This is a genomic window from Desulfovibrio sp. 6_1_46AFAA, assembly GCF_000224635.1.
Lineage (GTDB): Bacteria > Desulfobacterota > Desulfovibrionia > Desulfovibrionales > Desulfovibrionaceae > Desulfovibrio > Desulfovibrio fairfieldensis.
Genome location: NZ_JH114302.1, coordinates 540,335 through 555,584, shown reverse-complemented (window position 1 = coordinate 555,584; position 15,250 = coordinate 540,335). Strand labels below are relative to the sequence as shown.

The 15,250-nt window shown below is 62.4% G+C and carries 14 protein-coding genes; 11 read left to right on the top strand and 3 right to left on the bottom strand.

What is annotated here, in order from left to right; translation table 11 throughout:
• Window positions 1–156: 156 nt before the first annotated feature.
• The gene (locus HMPREF1022_RS09095; RefSeq protein ID WP_009302867.1) at window positions 157–438 is read right to left on the bottom strand and encodes a hypothetical protein; all 282 of its coding nucleotides are present in this window, start codon (window positions 436–438) and stop codon (window positions 157–159) included.
• A 799-nt stretch (window positions 439–1,237) separates the two neighbouring features.
• On the opposite strand from HMPREF1022_RS09095, the gene HMPREF1022_RS09090 reads away from it, so the two are divergent.
• The 8 genes from HMPREF1022_RS09090 (at window position 1,238) to HMPREF1022_RS09055 (ending at window position 11,045) form a co-directional block, all read left to right on the top strand.
• Window positions 1,238–2,080, top strand: coding sequence for a sulfide/dihydroorotate dehydrogenase-like FAD/NAD-binding protein (locus HMPREF1022_RS09090; RefSeq protein WP_008681932.1), 843 nt, complete (start codon window positions 1,238–1,240; stop codon window positions 2,078–2,080).
• Entirely contained in the window at window positions 2,070–3,488 is a 1,419-nt protein-coding gene (gene gltA / locus HMPREF1022_RS09085) for an NADPH-dependent glutamate synthase (RefSeq protein WP_008681934.1), read from the top strand. Before HMPREF1022_RS09090 ends, gltA begins: the two co-directional genes overlap by 11 nt.
• Window positions 3,489–3,657: 169 nt before the next feature.
• Window positions 3,658–4,494, top strand: coding sequence for a histidinol-phosphatase (locus HMPREF1022_RS09080; RefSeq protein WP_008681936.1), 837 nt, complete (start codon window positions 3,658–3,660; stop codon window positions 4,492–4,494).
• 194 nt (window positions 4,495–4,688) lie between these two features.
• The gene (locus HMPREF1022_RS09075; RefSeq protein WP_009302866.1) at window positions 4,689–6,239 is read left to right on the top strand and encodes an ATP-binding cassette domain-containing protein; all 1,551 of its coding nucleotides are present in this window, start codon (window positions 4,689–4,691) and stop codon (window positions 6,237–6,239) included.
• A gap of 176 nt (window positions 6,240–6,415) precedes the next feature.
• Window positions 6,416–7,957 (top strand): SLC13 family permease, encoded by a 1,542-nt coding sequence (locus tag HMPREF1022_RS09070; RefSeq protein WP_009302865.1) that lies wholly within the window; start codon window positions 6,416–6,418, stop codon window positions 7,955–7,957.
• A gap of 174 nt (window positions 7,958–8,131) precedes the next feature.
• A complete protein-coding gene (locus HMPREF1022_RS09065) occupies window positions 8,132–9,907 on the top strand; it encodes an FAD-binding protein (RefSeq protein WP_009302864.1) in 1,776 nt (591 codons plus the stop codon).
• Between the two features lie 36 nt (window positions 9,908–9,943).
• Entirely contained in the window at window positions 9,944–10,267 is a 324-nt protein-coding gene (locus tag HMPREF1022_RS09060) for a 4Fe-4S dicluster domain-containing protein (protein ID WP_009302863.1), read from the top strand.
• A gap of 73 nt (window positions 10,268–10,340) precedes the next feature.
• Window positions 10,341–11,045 carry a Crp/Fnr family transcriptional regulator gene (locus HMPREF1022_RS09055; RefSeq protein WP_008681946.1) on the top strand — a complete coding sequence of 235 codons (705 nt, stop codon included), beginning with the start codon at window positions 10,341–10,343 and terminating at the stop codon, window positions 11,043–11,045.
• A 14-nt stretch (window positions 11,046–11,059) separates the two neighbouring features.
• On the opposite strand, the gene HMPREF1022_RS09050 is transcribed toward HMPREF1022_RS09055, so the two are convergent.
• Complete coding sequence (locus HMPREF1022_RS09050; protein ID WP_008681948.1) at window positions 11,060–11,716, bottom strand: DedA family protein; 657 nt, start codon at window positions 11,714–11,716, stop codon at window positions 11,060–11,062.
• A gap of 252 nt (window positions 11,717–11,968) precedes the next feature.
• On the opposite strand from HMPREF1022_RS09050, the gene HMPREF1022_RS09045 reads away from it, so the two are divergent.
• From HMPREF1022_RS09045 to HMPREF1022_RS09035, 3 genes are all read left to right on the top strand, one after another.
• Window positions 11,969–13,057, top strand: a complete 1,089-nt coding sequence (locus HMPREF1022_RS09045; RefSeq protein ID WP_232221583.1) for an alpha/beta hydrolase family protein — start codon at window positions 11,969–11,971, stop codon at window positions 13,055–13,057.
• A 275-nt stretch (window positions 13,058–13,332) separates the two neighbouring features.
• On the top strand, window positions 13,333–13,836 hold the full coding sequence (locus HMPREF1022_RS09040; RefSeq protein WP_232221582.1) for a hypothetical protein: 504 nt from the start codon (window positions 13,333–13,335) through the stop codon (window positions 13,834–13,836).
• Window positions 13,837–13,986: 150 nt separating this feature from the next.
• A complete protein-coding gene (locus tag HMPREF1022_RS09035) occupies window positions 13,987–14,391 on the top strand; it encodes a hypothetical protein (RefSeq protein ID WP_008681954.1) in 405 nt (134 codons plus the stop codon).
• 434 nt (window positions 14,392–14,825) lie between these two features.
• Here the strand turns inward: HMPREF1022_RS09035 and HMPREF1022_RS09030 are convergent, their stop codons facing one another.
• Entirely contained in the window at window positions 14,826–15,143 is a 318-nt protein-coding gene (locus tag HMPREF1022_RS09030; RefSeq protein WP_009302861.1) for a DUF190 domain-containing protein, read from the bottom strand.
• Window positions 15,144–15,250: the final 107 nt, after the last annotated feature.

Here is a 15,250-nt window from a genome sequence, read left to right as displayed (position 1 = left end):
TGAGTGGAGATCTGCTGGAACGCGGATCAGCCGCGTACCCCTTCATGTCACGGAAAGGTGATGCGTTCCGGTTATGCCGCCTGACGGCGTTCCACGCCGCGCGGCGGCTGTTTTCGCGCCTGTCGCCAAAGGCTTGGGCGCGGGTGGGTCGGCGCGTTATTGCGCGGGCGCGTCCGGGCTGGTCTGCACCAGCGCCAGTGCCAGGCGCGCCAAAGGGCTGCCCGGCGCGGCGCGCCCGCCGCGCAGCCGGTTGCGCACAAAACCGGCCATATCCAGAGCCAGGGCCGCGTCGTCGGGGACAAAGCGGCTGGCCTTTTTATTGTCTTCCAAAATGGCAAGATAACGCGTGAGCCGGGCCAGTTCCTGTCTGGCCTCGGGGTCGGCGTCATCCTGCGCGGCCTTCGCCGTTCGGGATGCGTCAGTTATGATTAGCGACATGTCCATTCCTCCCTGAATGGATCACTGCTTCCCTGCAACGGGGTGGTCTGATCCGCCTCCTTACGTTTGGTGTTGCGTTCTCCCCTTTCCCCACTCAACAGTATTCTTATCGGCCCGCCGGAAGCGGCCATTAGGGGAGGATAAAAAAAATTTATAAAAATTATTTTGACTGAATATTCAAACAAACCGGGCTCTGGCGGCCTATAAAGGCATATGAAATTAGACGGTTGCCGGGTGGCCGCGCTTGCCACGTCGTTCATTCGCGTTTAATCTGGCGCAAATCGTTTCGCCGAAAACGCGGTTTTCGACTCGCCCGCCGCCCACGAGGGCGGCGACCGGCATTGCGTCACTTGTTGCAAGTTTGTTCCAAGGGGACGCAACGCCGAACACGTTGAGGCGCGCCGCGAAGACCGACCCGACGGGCGGCCCGTAGGGCCGTGCCTGTAGCCCAAAGGGCGTACAGGCATCGAGAGCAACGCGGCGTGGATTCCGGCAAAGCGACCGAAGGCAGCCCGATGGGCAGTCCCTGTTGGCGACAACGGAGCCATACGGGGATCGACAGCAGCGATAACCGCGTTTTTTGCCGGAATGAACCCTCTGAACCCCGTAGCGTTTCAGAGGTAAACCGCTCTAATGAGATGCCACGCCTCACCTGTCGGTTCGGCGTGAAGATCACACAGCAAAAAACGCGGTTTTTGCTGTGCTTACGCCGCCTGCGGCGGCGCGCAACCCCTTGCGGGTTTGCGACATGTGTCGCTTGACGCGACACTAAGAGCCCAATCGCAGCACAGGAGAGCATATGCCGACCCCCATTCTACACAAGGAAAGCCTGATCCCGGGCAAAACCAGCAAACTGGTCCTGCACGCGCCGCACATCGCCCAAAAAGCGCATCCGGGACATTTCGTCATGTTGCGCATGAGCCCCACGGGCGAACGCATCCCCCTGACCATCGCCGATACGGATGCGGCCAACGGCACCATCACCATCGTCTATCTGGTCCTGGGCAAAAGCACGGCCCTGCTGGAAACCCTCAAGGAAGGCGACGCCATTCCGGACGTCTGCGGTCCGCTGGGCCATCCCACGCACATTGAAAAACGCGGCACTGTGATCTGCGTGGGCGGCGGCACGGGCATCGCGGCCATGCACCACATCGCCAAGGGCCACTCCCGCGCGGGCAACCGGGTGGTGGGCATCATCGGCGCGCGCAGCAAGGACCTGCTGCTCTTTGAAAAAGAGCTCTCCTCCTTTGCCGACGAACTGCTGATCTCCACCGACGACGGCAGCTACGGCCACAAGGGCCTGGTCACGGATCTGCTGCGCGACCGCCTGGAAAAGGACAAGACCGTCTTTGAGGTGGTGGCCGTGGGCCCGGTGCCCATGATGGCCGCCGTGGCCGACACTACCCGCCCCTTCGGCGTGAAGACCACGGTCAGCCTCAATCCCATCATGGTGGACGGCATCGGCATGTGCGGCGCCTGTCGCGTAAGCGTGGGCGGCAAAACAAAATTCGCCTGTGTGGACGGGCCGGAATTCGACGGGCATGAAGTGGACTTCCCCGAACTGCGCCGCCGCCTTTCCGCCTACCGCGACCAGGAAAGAATCTCCTTCGACTCTTACAACGGGTGCGCTCATGGAAACTAAGAAAGCCAAAAAACCGCTGGCCCCCAGGGTGGAGATGCCCTGTCAGCCCGCCGAAGTGCGGCGCTCCAATTTTAAGGAAGTGGCCCTGGGCTACACCAGGGAAATGGCCATGGAGGAAGCCTCACGCTGCCTTCAGTGCAAAAAGCCGCTCTGCGTTTCGGGCTGTCCCGTGGAAGTGCCCATTCGCGACTTCATCGGCGAGGTGGCGCGCGGCAACATGGACGCGGCCTACCGGATCATCAAATCCACCAACAGCCTGCCCGCGGTCTGCGGCCGCGTCTGTCCGCAGGAAAACCAGTGCGAGGGCAAGTGCATCCTGAAGGCCAAGGGCCAGCCCATCGCCATCGGGCGGCTGGAACGCTTTGTGGCCGACACCTACATCGCCACCACGGCCTGTGAGCAGGTCACGGGCACCAATGCCTGCGCCGTGCCCCAGTGCGGCAAAAAAGTGGCCTGCATCGGTTCCGGCCCCTCTTCCCTGACCTGCGCGGGCGTCTGCGCGGCAGCGGGCATCAAGGTGGACGTTTTCGAAGCTCTGCACGAGCCGGGCGGCGTGCTGATTTACGGCATCCCGGCCTTCCGCCTGCCCAAGAATGTGGTGGCTACGGAAATCAACGGGCTGAGCCAGGCGGGCGTGGATTTTCACATGAACTATGTGGGCGGCCGCACCCTGGACGTGGCCGAACTGCGCAAGGAATACGACGCCGTGTTCATCGGCGTGGGCGCGGGCCTGCCGGTCTTTCTGGGCGTGCCCGGCGAAAACCTGGTGGGCGTGTTCTCGGCCAACGAATACCTCACCCGCGTGAACCTGGGCCGGGCCTACGATTTCCCCAAGCAGGACACCCCGGCCTTCCCCGGTAAAAACGTGACCGTTTTCGGCGCGGGCAACGTGGCCATGGACGCGGCCCGCACAGCCCTGCGCATGGGCGCGGAAAACGTCTACATCGTCTATCGTCGCACCAAGGCGGAAATGCCCGCCCGCCGCGAGGAAATCGAACACGCCGAGGAAGAGGGCGTGCAGTTCGCCATGCTGGCCTCTCCCCTGCGTTTCAACGGCGACGCCGAAATGCGCCTGCAATCCGTGACCCTGCAAAAGATGGAGCTGGGCGAACCCGACGCCTCTGGACGCCGCCGTCCGGTGCCCGTGGAAGGCGAAGTCTACGATCTGCCCACGGATCTGGCTATCGTGGCTCTGGGTACCCGTTCCAATCCCATTCTTCTGGACGCCACGCCCGACCTGGAGCAGAACAAGTGGGGCTACATCCAGACCAATGAGGAAACCGGCGAAACCTCCATTCCCAACGTCTTTGCCGGCGGCGACATCGTCACCGGCGCGGCCACGGTCATTCTGGCCATGGGCGCGGGGCGGCGGGCCGGGCAGGAAATCGTCAAGAGGCTGCTTGCCTGACGCCATGTTCTTTTGCCCGCCGACTGTGTCAGGCCGCGCGGCCCGGCGCGGGCGCGTGCCTGCCTTGCCGACGGACAAAATTCCTATGGTGTCATGGGAGAGGAGCTTGCCTCCTCTCCCATAAATTTTTATCTTTTTCCGGCAAGCCGCGCACCTGGGACAGCCGAACATGATAACAGTCGATCTGCACACCCACACCAAATACTCGCACGGGGCGAACTCGCCCGCCGAGATGTACGCTTCGGCCCTGGACAAGGGACTGACCCTGCTGGGCTTTTCCGAGCACTCGCCCCGCCCGCTGGGTTTCGACTACCTGCACGAGTACCGCGAGCAGCTCACCCGCCATCTGCCGGACTACGCGCGCGAGGTGCTCGCGCTCAAGGCCGCGCCGCGTGAGGGGGGCCATGGCCCCTGTCGCGTGTTGTTCGGCATGGAAATGGACTGGCTGGACGGGCAGGAAGACTACACCCGCGCCGCGTGCACGGCCTATGACTTCGACTATCTGCTGGGCAGCGTGCACTTTCTCGGGCGCTGGGGCTTTGACGACGGCGTGGAGCCCTGGAAAAGCGCCTCCCAGGAAGAATGCGAAAGCCGCTATACGGCCTATTTCACGGCCTGGGAAGCCATGATCCGCTCGGGCCTGTTCAATATCGCGGCCCACCCGGACCTGATCAAAATTTTCTCTGTGGAACAATTCCACATCTGGCTCGCCAAAGCGGAGAGCACGGCGCAAATCCGCCGCTGCCTCACGGCCCTGCGCGACGCGGGCATGGCCATGGAAATCTCCTCGGCCGGGCTGCGCAAGGCCTGTCGCGAAATCTATCCGGCCCCGCCCATCATGGCCCTGGCCGCCGAGCTGGGCCTGCCCGTCAGCTTCGCCTCGGACGCCCACGGCGTGGACGACGTGGCCCACGGCTTCGCTCGGCTGGCCTCCTACGCCAAAGCGTTCGGCTTCAGGGAACATGTGTTTTTCGACAAGGGGCGCATGACGACCCTCCCCCTGTAGAGGGTGTCGTCATGAGCGTCTTTTCGGTTATCTCCGCGTCAGACTTCGCCCGCTTTTTCAGTCGAGTACCAAAAGAGTACACTCCTTCAAAGCGGGCTCGTCTTCCTTGATATAACACGAAAATCCATCTCATGACGACACCCTCTAGAGCAGTTCAAGTGTTACATGCTCTCACCACAACACCGACACGAGCCATGTCCCAATTCCAGCCCAGACCGTCTCTGCCCGACGCCGCCACGAGGCCCCAAGGTATCCCCCTGGTCACGGTGGACGGCGTCAGCCTGTTTCTGCCCGGCGATCCCCGCCAGGAAATGGTACTACACCATATCGACTGGCGAGTGGAACGCGGGCGGCACTGTGCCCTGCTGGGCCCCAACGGCTCGGGCAAATCCACCTTGCTGCGCCTGCTGCGCGGCGAACTCTGGCCCGCAAGCGGCCATATTTACTGGCATACGGAGGAGGGCGCGGAGGAATCTCCCCTGGCCGGGCGTTCCATGACCGCCCTGGTCTCCCCGGCCCAGCAGGAAAACTACCAGCGTCAGGCCTGGGACATCACGGGCCGCGACCTACTGCTCACCGGCCTGGAGGACACCCCCCTGCCCTACAGTTGTTCCGGCATGCCCAGGGGTGACGAGCAGGCCGCCGCCGTGGAGGCCCTGGCCGCGCGCCTGAAAGCCCTGGGCCTGCTGGCCCGCAGCCTGCCCACTCTTTCGCAGGGGCAGTTGCGCCTGCTTTTGCTGGGCAGGGCCCTGCTGCGCGCTCCCGCTCTGTTATTGCTGGACGAATGCGCCGACGGCCTGGACGCGGCCCATAAAAAAGTCTTTTTTGACGTGCTGGAGGAATACGCCGACCGCTGCACCGTGATTCTTACCGCGCACCGGGCTGACGCCCTGCCGCCCTGGTGCACGGAGCGCCGCCACATTCACGCGGGCCGCCTGCTGGATGCGCCACCCCCGGCCCGCGCCCTGCCCGCCGCCCAAATGGGCAGCGCCCCGCCGGCAAAAGCAGGACGTCCGGTTTACAGCGCCACGGGCCGCATCCTGCTGGCCCTGGAAAACGTGTCGGTTTACATTGACCGCCACAAGGTACTGCACGACGTCACCTGGAGCCTGCACGAGGGCGAGCACTGGCAGATCACCGGAGCCAACGGCTCGGGCAAGTCCACCCTGCTGCGCCTGCTGGCCGGGGACGAGTTCGTGGCCGCCGGAGGTATTATCAGCCGCTGGCTGCCGGGTCAGGGCGGCCATGTGGAAATGCTGGCCGATGTACGCAAGGGCGTGCGTCTGGTATCGGACCTTTCCCAGGCGCTCTACGGTTTCGCGCTCAACGGGCTGGAATTGGTCTGCTCCGGCTTTGACAACAGCATCGGCGTATACCGGGAATTTACGGAAGCGGAACGGGACGAGGCCTTACGCGTCATGGCCGGGCTTTTCCCGGAGGGAGACGCGGCCCGCGTGGCGGAAACATCCATCCGTCGCCTCTCCAGCGGGCAGTTGCGCCGTCTGTTTCTGGCCCGCGCCCTGGTGGGGCGTCCGGACGTTCTGCTGCTGGACGAACCCTGCTCCGGCCTGGACGCGGAAAGCCGCGCCCGCTATCTGACCCTGCTGGATTGTCTGGCCGCCCCGGCGGAAACCGGGGGGCTGAGTGCGCATCTGGTTTTTGTCTCGCACCACGGGGAGGACGCCCCCCTCTGCATCAATCGCGAGGCGCGCATGGAAAACGGGCGTCTGACCGTCCTGCGCTGACCCCGTCACCTCTGCCGCGCGCCTTTTTACGCTTCAAAGCGCGACGCGCTCCAGGCCGGCAGCAATGCGCCCCTTTTTTCACAAAAATACGCCCTTTATCAGCGGGCGAATAGAAAGAACATGCCCCGAGGTCTATCTTTCGAACATATCCAGTTCGCGGCTTCGGGAGGTTCTTCATGTCCAGCGCCAATACGTCCGAGACGTTCCGGCAATACTTGTGCGACAATGTCAGAAGGCAAGGGCACAATCCCGCGCGCGTCTTCGCGGGATTTCTGCTCGCCTGGAGTCTTTTTGTCCTGTTCTGGACAATCCTTCCCCCCTTTCCCGGCCTTTCGCATGAGGGCATGACAGTGCTCGGCATCGTGCTCTGGGCTTCGACCATGTGGGTCAGCTCAGCCATGCCCGTGGGCATCACGGGCATTTCCATTCCCACATTGCTGCTCATCACCCGCGCTCTGCCCTGGGAAAACGGCAAGCCGCCCATGGCCGTCATTTTCGCCGGTTTCACCAACCATGTGATCTGGCTCTGCCTTTTCGCCTTTCTGGCGGGCGCGGCCATGCAGCTCATCAGGCTGGACCGGCGCATCGCCCTGAGCATCCTGGCCCGCCTCAAGGCCTCGTCGGTAGGGCGCATCATCTGGGGCATGTTTTTCGTCAACATTGTTCTGGGCTTTCTGGTGCCCGCGGCCAATGCCAGGGCCGCCACCCTGCTGCCTGTGGTGCAGGGCATCTGTAATCTGATGGGCGATACGCCCGAAGAACGCTCGGCCAAAAAGGCCATCGTCATCCAGTCCCTGGTCTACGGTTCCATGATCTGCGGCATGTTCATCATGACGGCCCATCTGCCCAACATGATTCTGGTGGGCATTTTCGACAAGGGCGGTTTCACGAATCTGAACTATCTCAACTGGGCTTTGCTGCAACTGCCCTACCTGGGCATGTTCGTACTGACCCAGATCTGGATTCGGCACTATTTCAAAACCTCCGGCATTCACATCGCCGGGGGCGAGGCCTCCATCAGGGAAAAAAGCCGGGCCCTCGGCCCCATGACCCTGTCTGAAAAAACCCTGCTGGCCGTCTTTCTGCTGGCGGGCGTCATGTTCATGACCGGCAAGGGCAGCTTCATTTTCGAATTGCACCGCCAGCCTCTGGGCGTCATCGGCCTGCTGGGCATGCTGCTTCTCTTCGCGCCCGGCCTGCTGCCCTGTTCGTGGAAGGCCATTCAGGAAAAGACCATCTGGGGCACCTTTCTGCTGCTGGGCGGCGCCATGACCATGACCACGGCCATGACCCAGTCCGGTCTGGCCCAATGGCTGGCCGACATCATCCACGCCCTGGTCACCGGCATGTCCTGGTGGCAGGCTGTGCTGGCCCTGATGGTCGGCACGCACGTCATCCGCCTGGGCATGCTGTCCAACGTGGCGGCCGTGGCCATGCTGGCTCCGGTGGTCTTCGCCATGGCTCCCAAGCTGGGCCTGCACCCCGTGGCCTTCACCATGCTGGTCTGCGATACGGACACCTTTGCCTACATCCTGCCCACCCAGATCACGGCGGCGGTCATCGCCTCCGGCACGGACACCTTCACTCCCGGCGACTACGCCAAGGCGGGCTGCGTTTCGGTATGCATCGCCATCGCCTACGGCCTGTGCATCATGGCCCCCTGGTACGCCCTCTGGGGCATGCCCGTCTGGGATCCGGCCGCACCCTGGCCGTTTTAGAGCATTTTCAGTTTGAAACGCGGAGCTTTTCAAACTGAAAATGCTCTAAGCTGCGCGATCAAGCGCCGGAGCGGGTACGGTACAAAGAGAAAACTGTGGGTAACGTCAAAGCTGATCTGCTGGAATATGTTCAAAGCATCCCGGCTGCGCACCGGGCCAGACAAGGAGAGAACTATGGCATACATCGCCGCCGGACGGGCTTCGGATCGCTTTCCTGAAACGCCCGCCGACATTGAAACCGTCGTCGTCGACGCCGACCTGCTGATCATCGGCGGCGGCAACGCGGGCTGCTTCGCCGCCTGGGAGGCGGCCAGGCTGGACCCCTCTCTGAAAATCGTCATCATGGAAAAAGCCGACATCATGCGTTCCGGCGCGTGCGCGGCGGGCATGGACGCCATCAACACATACATACCGGCGGACAAAAGCCCCGAAGACCTGGTGCGCTGGAGCCGCGCGCAAGTGGGCGGCGGCCCCCTGCGCGAAGATCTGGCCCTGTCCAACGCCAGAGAACTCAACGAATGCGTGGATGATCTGGAGCGCTGGGGCGTCCCCTTTCTCAAGGATGAAGACGGCAACAAACATTACCGGGGCCGCTGGGATATTTCCATCCACGGCGAGCAGCTTAAACCCATCATGGCCGAAAAGGCCATTGAAAGCGCCGACGTGTACAATCGCGTCGCCGCGACCTCGCTCATCGTGCGCGGCGGCGTCTGTCTGGGGGCTACAGGCCTGGGCGTGCGCGACGGCAGGTTCTATATTTTTCGCGCCAGGGCCACCATAGTGGCCACCGGCGGCGCGGGTACGCTGTACAAGTCCTATACGGCGGATTCCACAGACTGCGGCGCGCAAATCTGGATGTGCCCCTATTGCGTGGGCTCAGGCTACGCCATCGGCTACCGCCAGGGCGCGGAGCTCACCAGTCTGGAGCAGCGCTGGGTAGCCACCCGCACCAAGGATTTCTGCGGTCCGGTGGATACCATTTCCGTGGGCTATCACTCGCCCATCATCAACGCCAGAGGCGAACGGGTCATGAGCCGCTACAGCCATCTGGGGGGCGACGCCGCGCCGCGTTACATCCGCGCCAATGCGCCCATGGAGGAATGGCTTAACGGCCGGGGGCCGTGCTATTGCGACACCACCGTCCTTTCCCCGCAGGCCGCGCGCGAAATGATGGAGGATTATCTCAACGAGCGCCCCTCGTTCGTGCTCTTTCTGGCCAGCCGGGGCCAGGACGTCACCAAGGAGCCCATCGAAATCTACGGTTCCGATCCCTACATCGTGGGCGGGCATACCGGCAGCGGCTACTGGGTGGACATCAACCGCATGACTACCCTGCCCGGTCTGTTCGCCGCCGGGGAAACCGCCGGGGGCAATCCCAACAAGTTCGTGGGCGGCTGCGCGGCGGAAGGCAAGCTTGCCGCCAGGGGCACCCGTGCTTATATGCAGTCCGTGCCGCCCGTCGTCGTGACGGCGGGCGACGAGGACATGCGGGCCGAAATGGCGCGCGTCTACGCCCCGCTTCTCACCCGCCGCGAGGACGGCGTGCGGCCTGTGGAGATGAAGGAACGTCTCCAGCGCCTGATGGACGAATACGCGGGCGGCGTCAGCCAGTTCTACCGCACCAACGAAGAACGCCTGGACTACGCCCTGAAGCATATCGCCATGCTCCGCAAGCAGTTTCCCCTGCTGCGCGCGCAAAGCTTCCATGATCTGATGCAGGCCCATGAAACCATGGACCGCGTGGATGTGGCCGAGGCCGTGGTGCACCATCTCAAGGCCCGCCGGGAAACCCGCTGGAACGGCTGGCAGACCCGCAGCGATTATCCGGAACGGGATGACGTCAACTTCGACTGCTTTGTGGAATCCGTGCGCAACCCCGCCAGCGGAGAAATTCGTGTTTTCACCCGCCCCTATGAACAGATTCTGCCCGGCGACAGGACGCGGGGCTGATCCGGCGCAACGCGCCGCAATAATGAGGACATAAACATGCCGCCTCTAGTGAATGCAAGCAGATGCACGGGCTGCGCCGGGAAGGAGGAATCCTTCTGCGAAAGGGCCTGCCCCGGCGACCTCATGGCCGTTTCCCCTCAGAGCGGCAAGGCTTTCTGCCGCGCCGCCAACGAATGCTGGGACTGCATGTCCTGCATCAAGGTCTGTCCATCGGGCGCGCTGGAGCTGCGCATCCCGTACCAGATAGGCTATTTCGGCGCACGGCTGCGCCCCATCCTCGGCAGGAACAGCATTACCTGGAAATGCCGCGACATCAACGGCGTCGAAAGCACATACAGCTATCGAAACCGGACAAACTGACCCACCGCGAAGCCGCGCGGCGTCCGGCCCCTACCTCCGGGAACAGGCCGGACGCCGCGCTTGCGGGAATGCCATGTCTTTTCTGCATGTTCTACGCAAGAGCTGTTTTTTCGACGGGCTGGAGCAGGAAAAAGCCCTCTTTCTTTCCCGCGCGACCCGTTTGTGCCTGAAGAAAGGCGAACGTCTTTTCTCGCGCGGCGACCCGGGCGACGCCTGCTACTATATGGAAAAGGGACTGGTGCGGATTTTCGGCGTGGCCGGCGACGGCAAGGAACCCATGTTTTTTCTGCGTCGCACAGGCGAAATGTTCGGCCTTTCGGAAGTGCTGGAAGGCAGCCTGCGCATGGCCAATGCCCAGACCCTGATGCCCAGCGTCATCCACGTCATGGATGCCGCCGCATTCAGCGCCATGCTGGAAAGCCGCTTCAGCATGGCCCGGCGGGTGATCAATGTGCTCGGCAACCGCCTGCGCTACTGCAACGATCATATCTGTCGCCTGACATCCTCCACCGTGCGCGACCGGCTGCTGCGTCTGCTGCTCTGTCTCGTCTGCGACAACCTGCCCGCCGACGTCGCAGCGCCGGCCTGGCAGGCTCCGGTACGGGGCGATATGCCCGTTTCGCAAGAGCAGATCGCCGCCATGATCGGTTCCACCCAGCCCACGGTCAGCGGCGTTTTACAGCAGCTTCAGGCCGAGGGGCTGCTGGTGGTGCAGCGTGCCCACATTGAAGTTCTCGCGCCGCGGCGCCTGCTGGCCCTGATCGACGCTCAGGAATAAGGCGACGCGTCCCCTCAGGCGTGGCCCCCCTTTTTTCTGCCGCCCCATCGGGCCCGGATCAGTTCAATGACCACCGGCAATACGGAAATGACGATAATGGCATAGACGATGATGCCGAAATTCTCGCGCACCCAGGTGAGGTTGCCCAGGAAATAACCGGCGGACACAAGCCCGCCCACCCAGAGAATGCAGCCGGTAATATTGTAGAAAAAGAAGGTGGTTGGGTGCATCAGGGCGATGCCCGCCACAAAGGGCGCAAATGTGCGCACAATGGGCACAAAACGCGCCAGCACAATGGCTTTGCCGCCGTGCCGCTCATAAAACTGATGGGCCTTGAGCAAATGCTCTTTCTTGATCAGCCGGTTTTCGCGGGAAAAAATGGCCGGTCCCACATGCCGTCCGATGCAGTAGTTCACGGCGTCGCCCAAAATACCGGCGGCCAGCAGCACCAGCATGATCTCGCCGTAGCCCATGAGCCCCGCGCCCGCCACCACGCCGGAAGCGAACAGCAGGGAATCGCCCGGCAGAAAAGGCGTGACCACCAGGCCGGTTTCACAAAAGACGATGACGAAAAGAATTGCATAGACCCAGAGCCCGTACTGCTCCACCAGCTCAAACAGATGCACGTCAATGTGCAGCACAAAATCCAGAAAATAACTGACCATTTCCATCCGGGATGATCTCCTTGCCTGCCGGTTTCGCGGCGGGCACTCCGCCCCGTTCCGGCCCCACTCTTGTACCGCAAGCCGGCTTGTGGCACAACAACGCCTATGCCCCGATATCTCTCAGAACAGACCCCCTTTGCCCATCCGCCTCTTCTCGGCGCGTGCTCCGCCCTCGGGTGCGGACGCCAACGTCCGCCGGGGCGGCGCGCATTTTCACCATACCACATCCGGCTCTTCATTCCGCTGCTGTTTTTTCTTTTGTCGGCTGTCCCGGCAGGCAGCGCCGCGGCGGCCGATTCCTACCAGGTAGGCTTCCGCACGCTGGGACAGTGGTCGGCGGACACCAATCTGCGCCTGGACGTCAATATCTGGTATCCCAGCCTCCGGCCCCCGCGCGAACTTAATTACGCGCCCTGGACCATTGCCGCCGCGCGTAACGGCAAGCCGGTGGAGGGGCGCTTTCCCCTGCTGCTCTTGTCCCACGCGTCGCCGGGCACGCGTTTTTCCTACCATGACACAGCCGCCTGGCTGGCTTCCTGCGGCTTTGTGGTGGCCGCGCCCACCCATTCCCAAGACTGCATGGACAATATGAGCCTGCTTTTCACCTGGCGGCAGCTGGAAACCAGGGCCAAAGAACTTTCGTCCACCATCGACCTTTTGCTGGCCGACCAGGAGCTTGCCGCCAGCATTGATAAAAACCGCATCGGCCTGCTGGGCTTCGGCACGGGGGGCACCGCCGCCCTGCTGCTGGGCGGGGCCCTGCCTGACTGCGCCTCCTGGCCGGAATACTGCGCAAAAGCCGGACGCCGGGATATGTATTGCAACCGCTGGGCCAGGGACCGGGTAAACGCCATCTGCCAAAGCCTGCCGCTGACGGAAAGCCTGGCCGATCCCCGGATCAAGGCCGTGGCCGCTGCCGCCCCCAGTTTCGGCATGCTGTTCAGCCCCGCGTCCTTCCGCTATTTTTACCCGCCGCTGCTGCTGATCGCCGCCGAAAGCGACGCCATGAACCGCCCGTCCCTGCACGCCGATGCCATTGCCCGGCTGCTGAACGGCAAGGCTCGCTATCTCAGTCTTCCGGGCGCGGATACCGGCGCGCTGATGTCTCCCTGCCCGGAGGCCCTGGCCGCTGAGCTGCCCGAACTCTGCCGCTCCGTGAGCCCGGAGGAGCGCCGGGCCATTCACCGGCACATGGATGACGCCCTCAGCGACTTTTTTCTTCATGTTCTGGGCAGCGGTAAAAATCTGCCCGTCATTCCCCCGCCGCCGGACCTGACGCCGCCGCCTCCGCCCGCGCCGCAGCTCCCCGCGCCCGCGCCGCGTCCACGGCAGCACCGCTCTCGCTGAGCCGCGTTGCGAAAGGTACCGGCGGCTTGACAACGCTAGTGCGAATCACTAGCCTCTCCACAGTACATAGATGCTTTCAAAGCCGGTTTTATACCGGACGACGGTCCGTGGGGCCAGAAAACCGCTCCCCGGGATATATATCTATCCATTTCTGACCGGGTCCGGCGACGGGCGTAGGGAAAGACGCCCTCAAAACCAGCTGGGGTTCGTATAACAGCATGAAGATACTGATCATTTGCATGCTATGCCTGCTGCCGGCACCGGCGTTTCCGGGGATGTGCGCGGCGGCTGTGGACAGCGGGGTGAAGGCCGCCGACGGCTGGGTAATCATGCCCGCCGGAGCGCGGCCCACATATATGGGCATTCATGGGGGCACTATGCCGGTCAGTTTGCTGGTATCCGGCGACGGTTCCTCCCTGCTGACCTTTGTGGGACGCACGGGCAACGATTTTCTGGATGTGCTGCGCCGCACCGATGTCCGTATGCCCAGCCTGCTCAACGCCACTGCGGCGCGGGACGCCGCCGACGGCGGACTGTTGACCGGCGGCACGGTATTGATGGCGGGCAGCGCCGCCAGCAGCATGCCGGTGATTTATCTTACAGGCGAAGGTTTCGCGCGCGCCGCGCCCTCGCCGGACCAACTTCAGCCCTTCGGTCTTTCCGACAAGCCTCTCTCCATTGAAGGGCAAGTAGCTAAGCCGGCCCATCTTTCCCCGGCAAAAAGGTACCGTCTGTTTTTTCAGCCGCAGTATCTGCAACCCCGCCGTAGCCTGAATTAGTTCAGGGCGAAGTGGAGACGGCGGGCTTTTTGCCGCCGAACTTGAGCTATTTATTTGATTTTCCAGAAATATCGTAAAACAAATAAAAACTGGATTTTTATAAAAGTTTGACTATAATCCAGCAGAATTCACCCGCACAGGAGCGAAACCATGCCCCTTTCCACATATCTGAACGATATGGAAAAACTGTACTCGGCCCGTCTGGCGCATGTTTCATCGGAGCCGACCCAATTGCTGTTCTGCCAGGGCTTGAAATTCCTCATAGAAAATGTGGCGGATTTTGACGCGTGCGTACCTGAGACCAATCCGTTCTACCAGGAATTCGTCAAGCTGCTGGGAGCGGGTATTGCCGGCGATGAAGACTGTTTCAGTCTTTTTGAATGCCTGGCCATCTTCTTCCGCCTCAGGCAGCATGAAAACCCGGACCGGGTTCTGAGCCCCATTGAGCAGCAGGTTCTGCACCATTTTGAGCATTGCGGCGAGTGGCAGCCTCAGGACAATACCCTGGTCAGCCTCTGGTATTGGTGGCGTATTCCGTCGCTGCCGGCGCACTAGAGCCTGCCGGGCATAAGCCCTCCTCACGCGGCCGGGAAAAACGCCTGGGATCATGCGCTCTTATGGCTTCTGAGCGAAATATGGCGAAAAAGCGGCCGCGTCGGGAAGGATTGCAGCGGATGCTGCTGTTTCAGGGGTACAATGCCTTAGGCGTGATACAGCCGGTCCAGCCTGAAAAAATCAGAGAAGAAAAATCTGACGGCAAGCGGAGCAAGGGTCTCCTTGCGCCGCTCTGGGTATTGACATTGTTCCCAATAGGGGCGGCAGTGCCCGTTGGCGTGTAGTGCGCGGCAAAGAACACGCTGCCGTTCATGAGATTCTGAATACTCGCCGCCAAGGCAATCCCGCGCCTTTCCGCCCATGACCGCCACAGCGGCCATGCTTTCCCGGACAGATTCTTATGACAGGCGCGCTCTGGAACATCAGAAGCGCGCCTATTTTTCGCCGGTAATGCCGAACTCCACCGGCACTTTGGTATAAAAAATGCGCAGGCCTTCGGCCGCAATGCGGGCGAGCAGGCGTTCCGCCGCTTCGTCACTGAGCGCCATGGTCACTTCCAGCGGCTGCTCGGACAGCTCGAAAAAGTTGGCCCAATGCAGCCTGCCGTCTCGTCCGTAACCGCCTTGGGCCGTGCTCATGGTCGCGCCGCTGATGCCGAGAGCCTTTGCCTCCGCCACCAGCCATTCGGCAATGCTGCGCGTGCCGTGGCTGCGGCCCTGCTGCGTGTAAAACGTCAGTTGCCAGCCCCGCATGCCCGCCTCCTTCCTCAGATGAATGTGTCTTGAGAATGAACCCATTCCCCGCGGCTTGCGCGTTCCGCCTTGCCCGCCCGCAGTGCACGTCATTCACGGGTGTTCAC

What these genes read in the sequence shown, in the direction of transcription:
- HMPREF1022_RS09035 (WP_008681954.1), top strand. Translation starts at nt 13,987, where the DNA reads ATGCCCCTTTCCACATATCTGAACGATATGGAAAAACTGTACTCGGCC.
- HMPREF1022_RS09040 (WP_232221582.1), top strand. Translation starts at nt 13,333, where the DNA reads ATGTGCGCGGCGGCTGTGGACAGCGGGGTGAAGGCCGCCGACGGCTGG.
- gltA (WP_008681934.1), top strand. Translation starts at nt 2,070, where the DNA reads ATGGAAACTAAGAAAGCCAAAAAACCGCTGGCCCCCAGGGTGGAGATG.
- HMPREF1022_RS09060 (WP_009302863.1), top strand. Translation starts at nt 9,944, where the DNA reads ATGCCGCCTCTAGTGAATGCAAGCAGATGCACGGGCTGCGCCGGGAAG.
- HMPREF1022_RS09095 (WP_009302867.1), bottom strand. Translation starts at nt 438, where the DNA reads ATGTCGCTAATCATAACTGACGCATCCCGAACGGCGAAGGCCGCGCAG.
- HMPREF1022_RS09050 (WP_008681948.1), bottom strand. Translation starts at nt 11,716, where the DNA reads ATGGAAATGGTCAGTTATTTTCTGGATTTTGTGCTGCACATTGACGTG.
- HMPREF1022_RS09065 (WP_009302864.1), top strand. Translation starts at nt 8,132, where the DNA reads ATGGCATACATCGCCGCCGGACGGGCTTCGGATCGCTTTCCTGAAACG.
- HMPREF1022_RS09030 (WP_009302861.1), bottom strand. Translation starts at nt 15,143, where the DNA reads ATGCGGGGCTGGCAACTGACGTTTTACACGCAGCAGGGCCGCAGCCAC.
- HMPREF1022_RS09070 (WP_009302865.1), top strand. Translation starts at nt 6,416, where the DNA reads ATGTCCAGCGCCAATACGTCCGAGACGTTCCGGCAATACTTGTGCGAC.
- HMPREF1022_RS09080 (WP_008681936.1), top strand. Translation starts at nt 3,658, where the DNA reads ATGATAACAGTCGATCTGCACACCCACACCAAATACTCGCACGGGGCG.
- HMPREF1022_RS09055 (WP_008681946.1), top strand. Translation starts at nt 10,341, where the DNA reads ATGTCTTTTCTGCATGTTCTACGCAAGAGCTGTTTTTTCGACGGGCTG.
- HMPREF1022_RS09075 (WP_009302866.1), top strand. Translation starts at nt 4,689, where the DNA reads ATGTCCCAATTCCAGCCCAGACCGTCTCTGCCCGACGCCGCCACGAGG.
- HMPREF1022_RS09090 (WP_008681932.1), top strand. Translation starts at nt 1,238, where the DNA reads ATGCCGACCCCCATTCTACACAAGGAAAGCCTGATCCCGGGCAAAACC.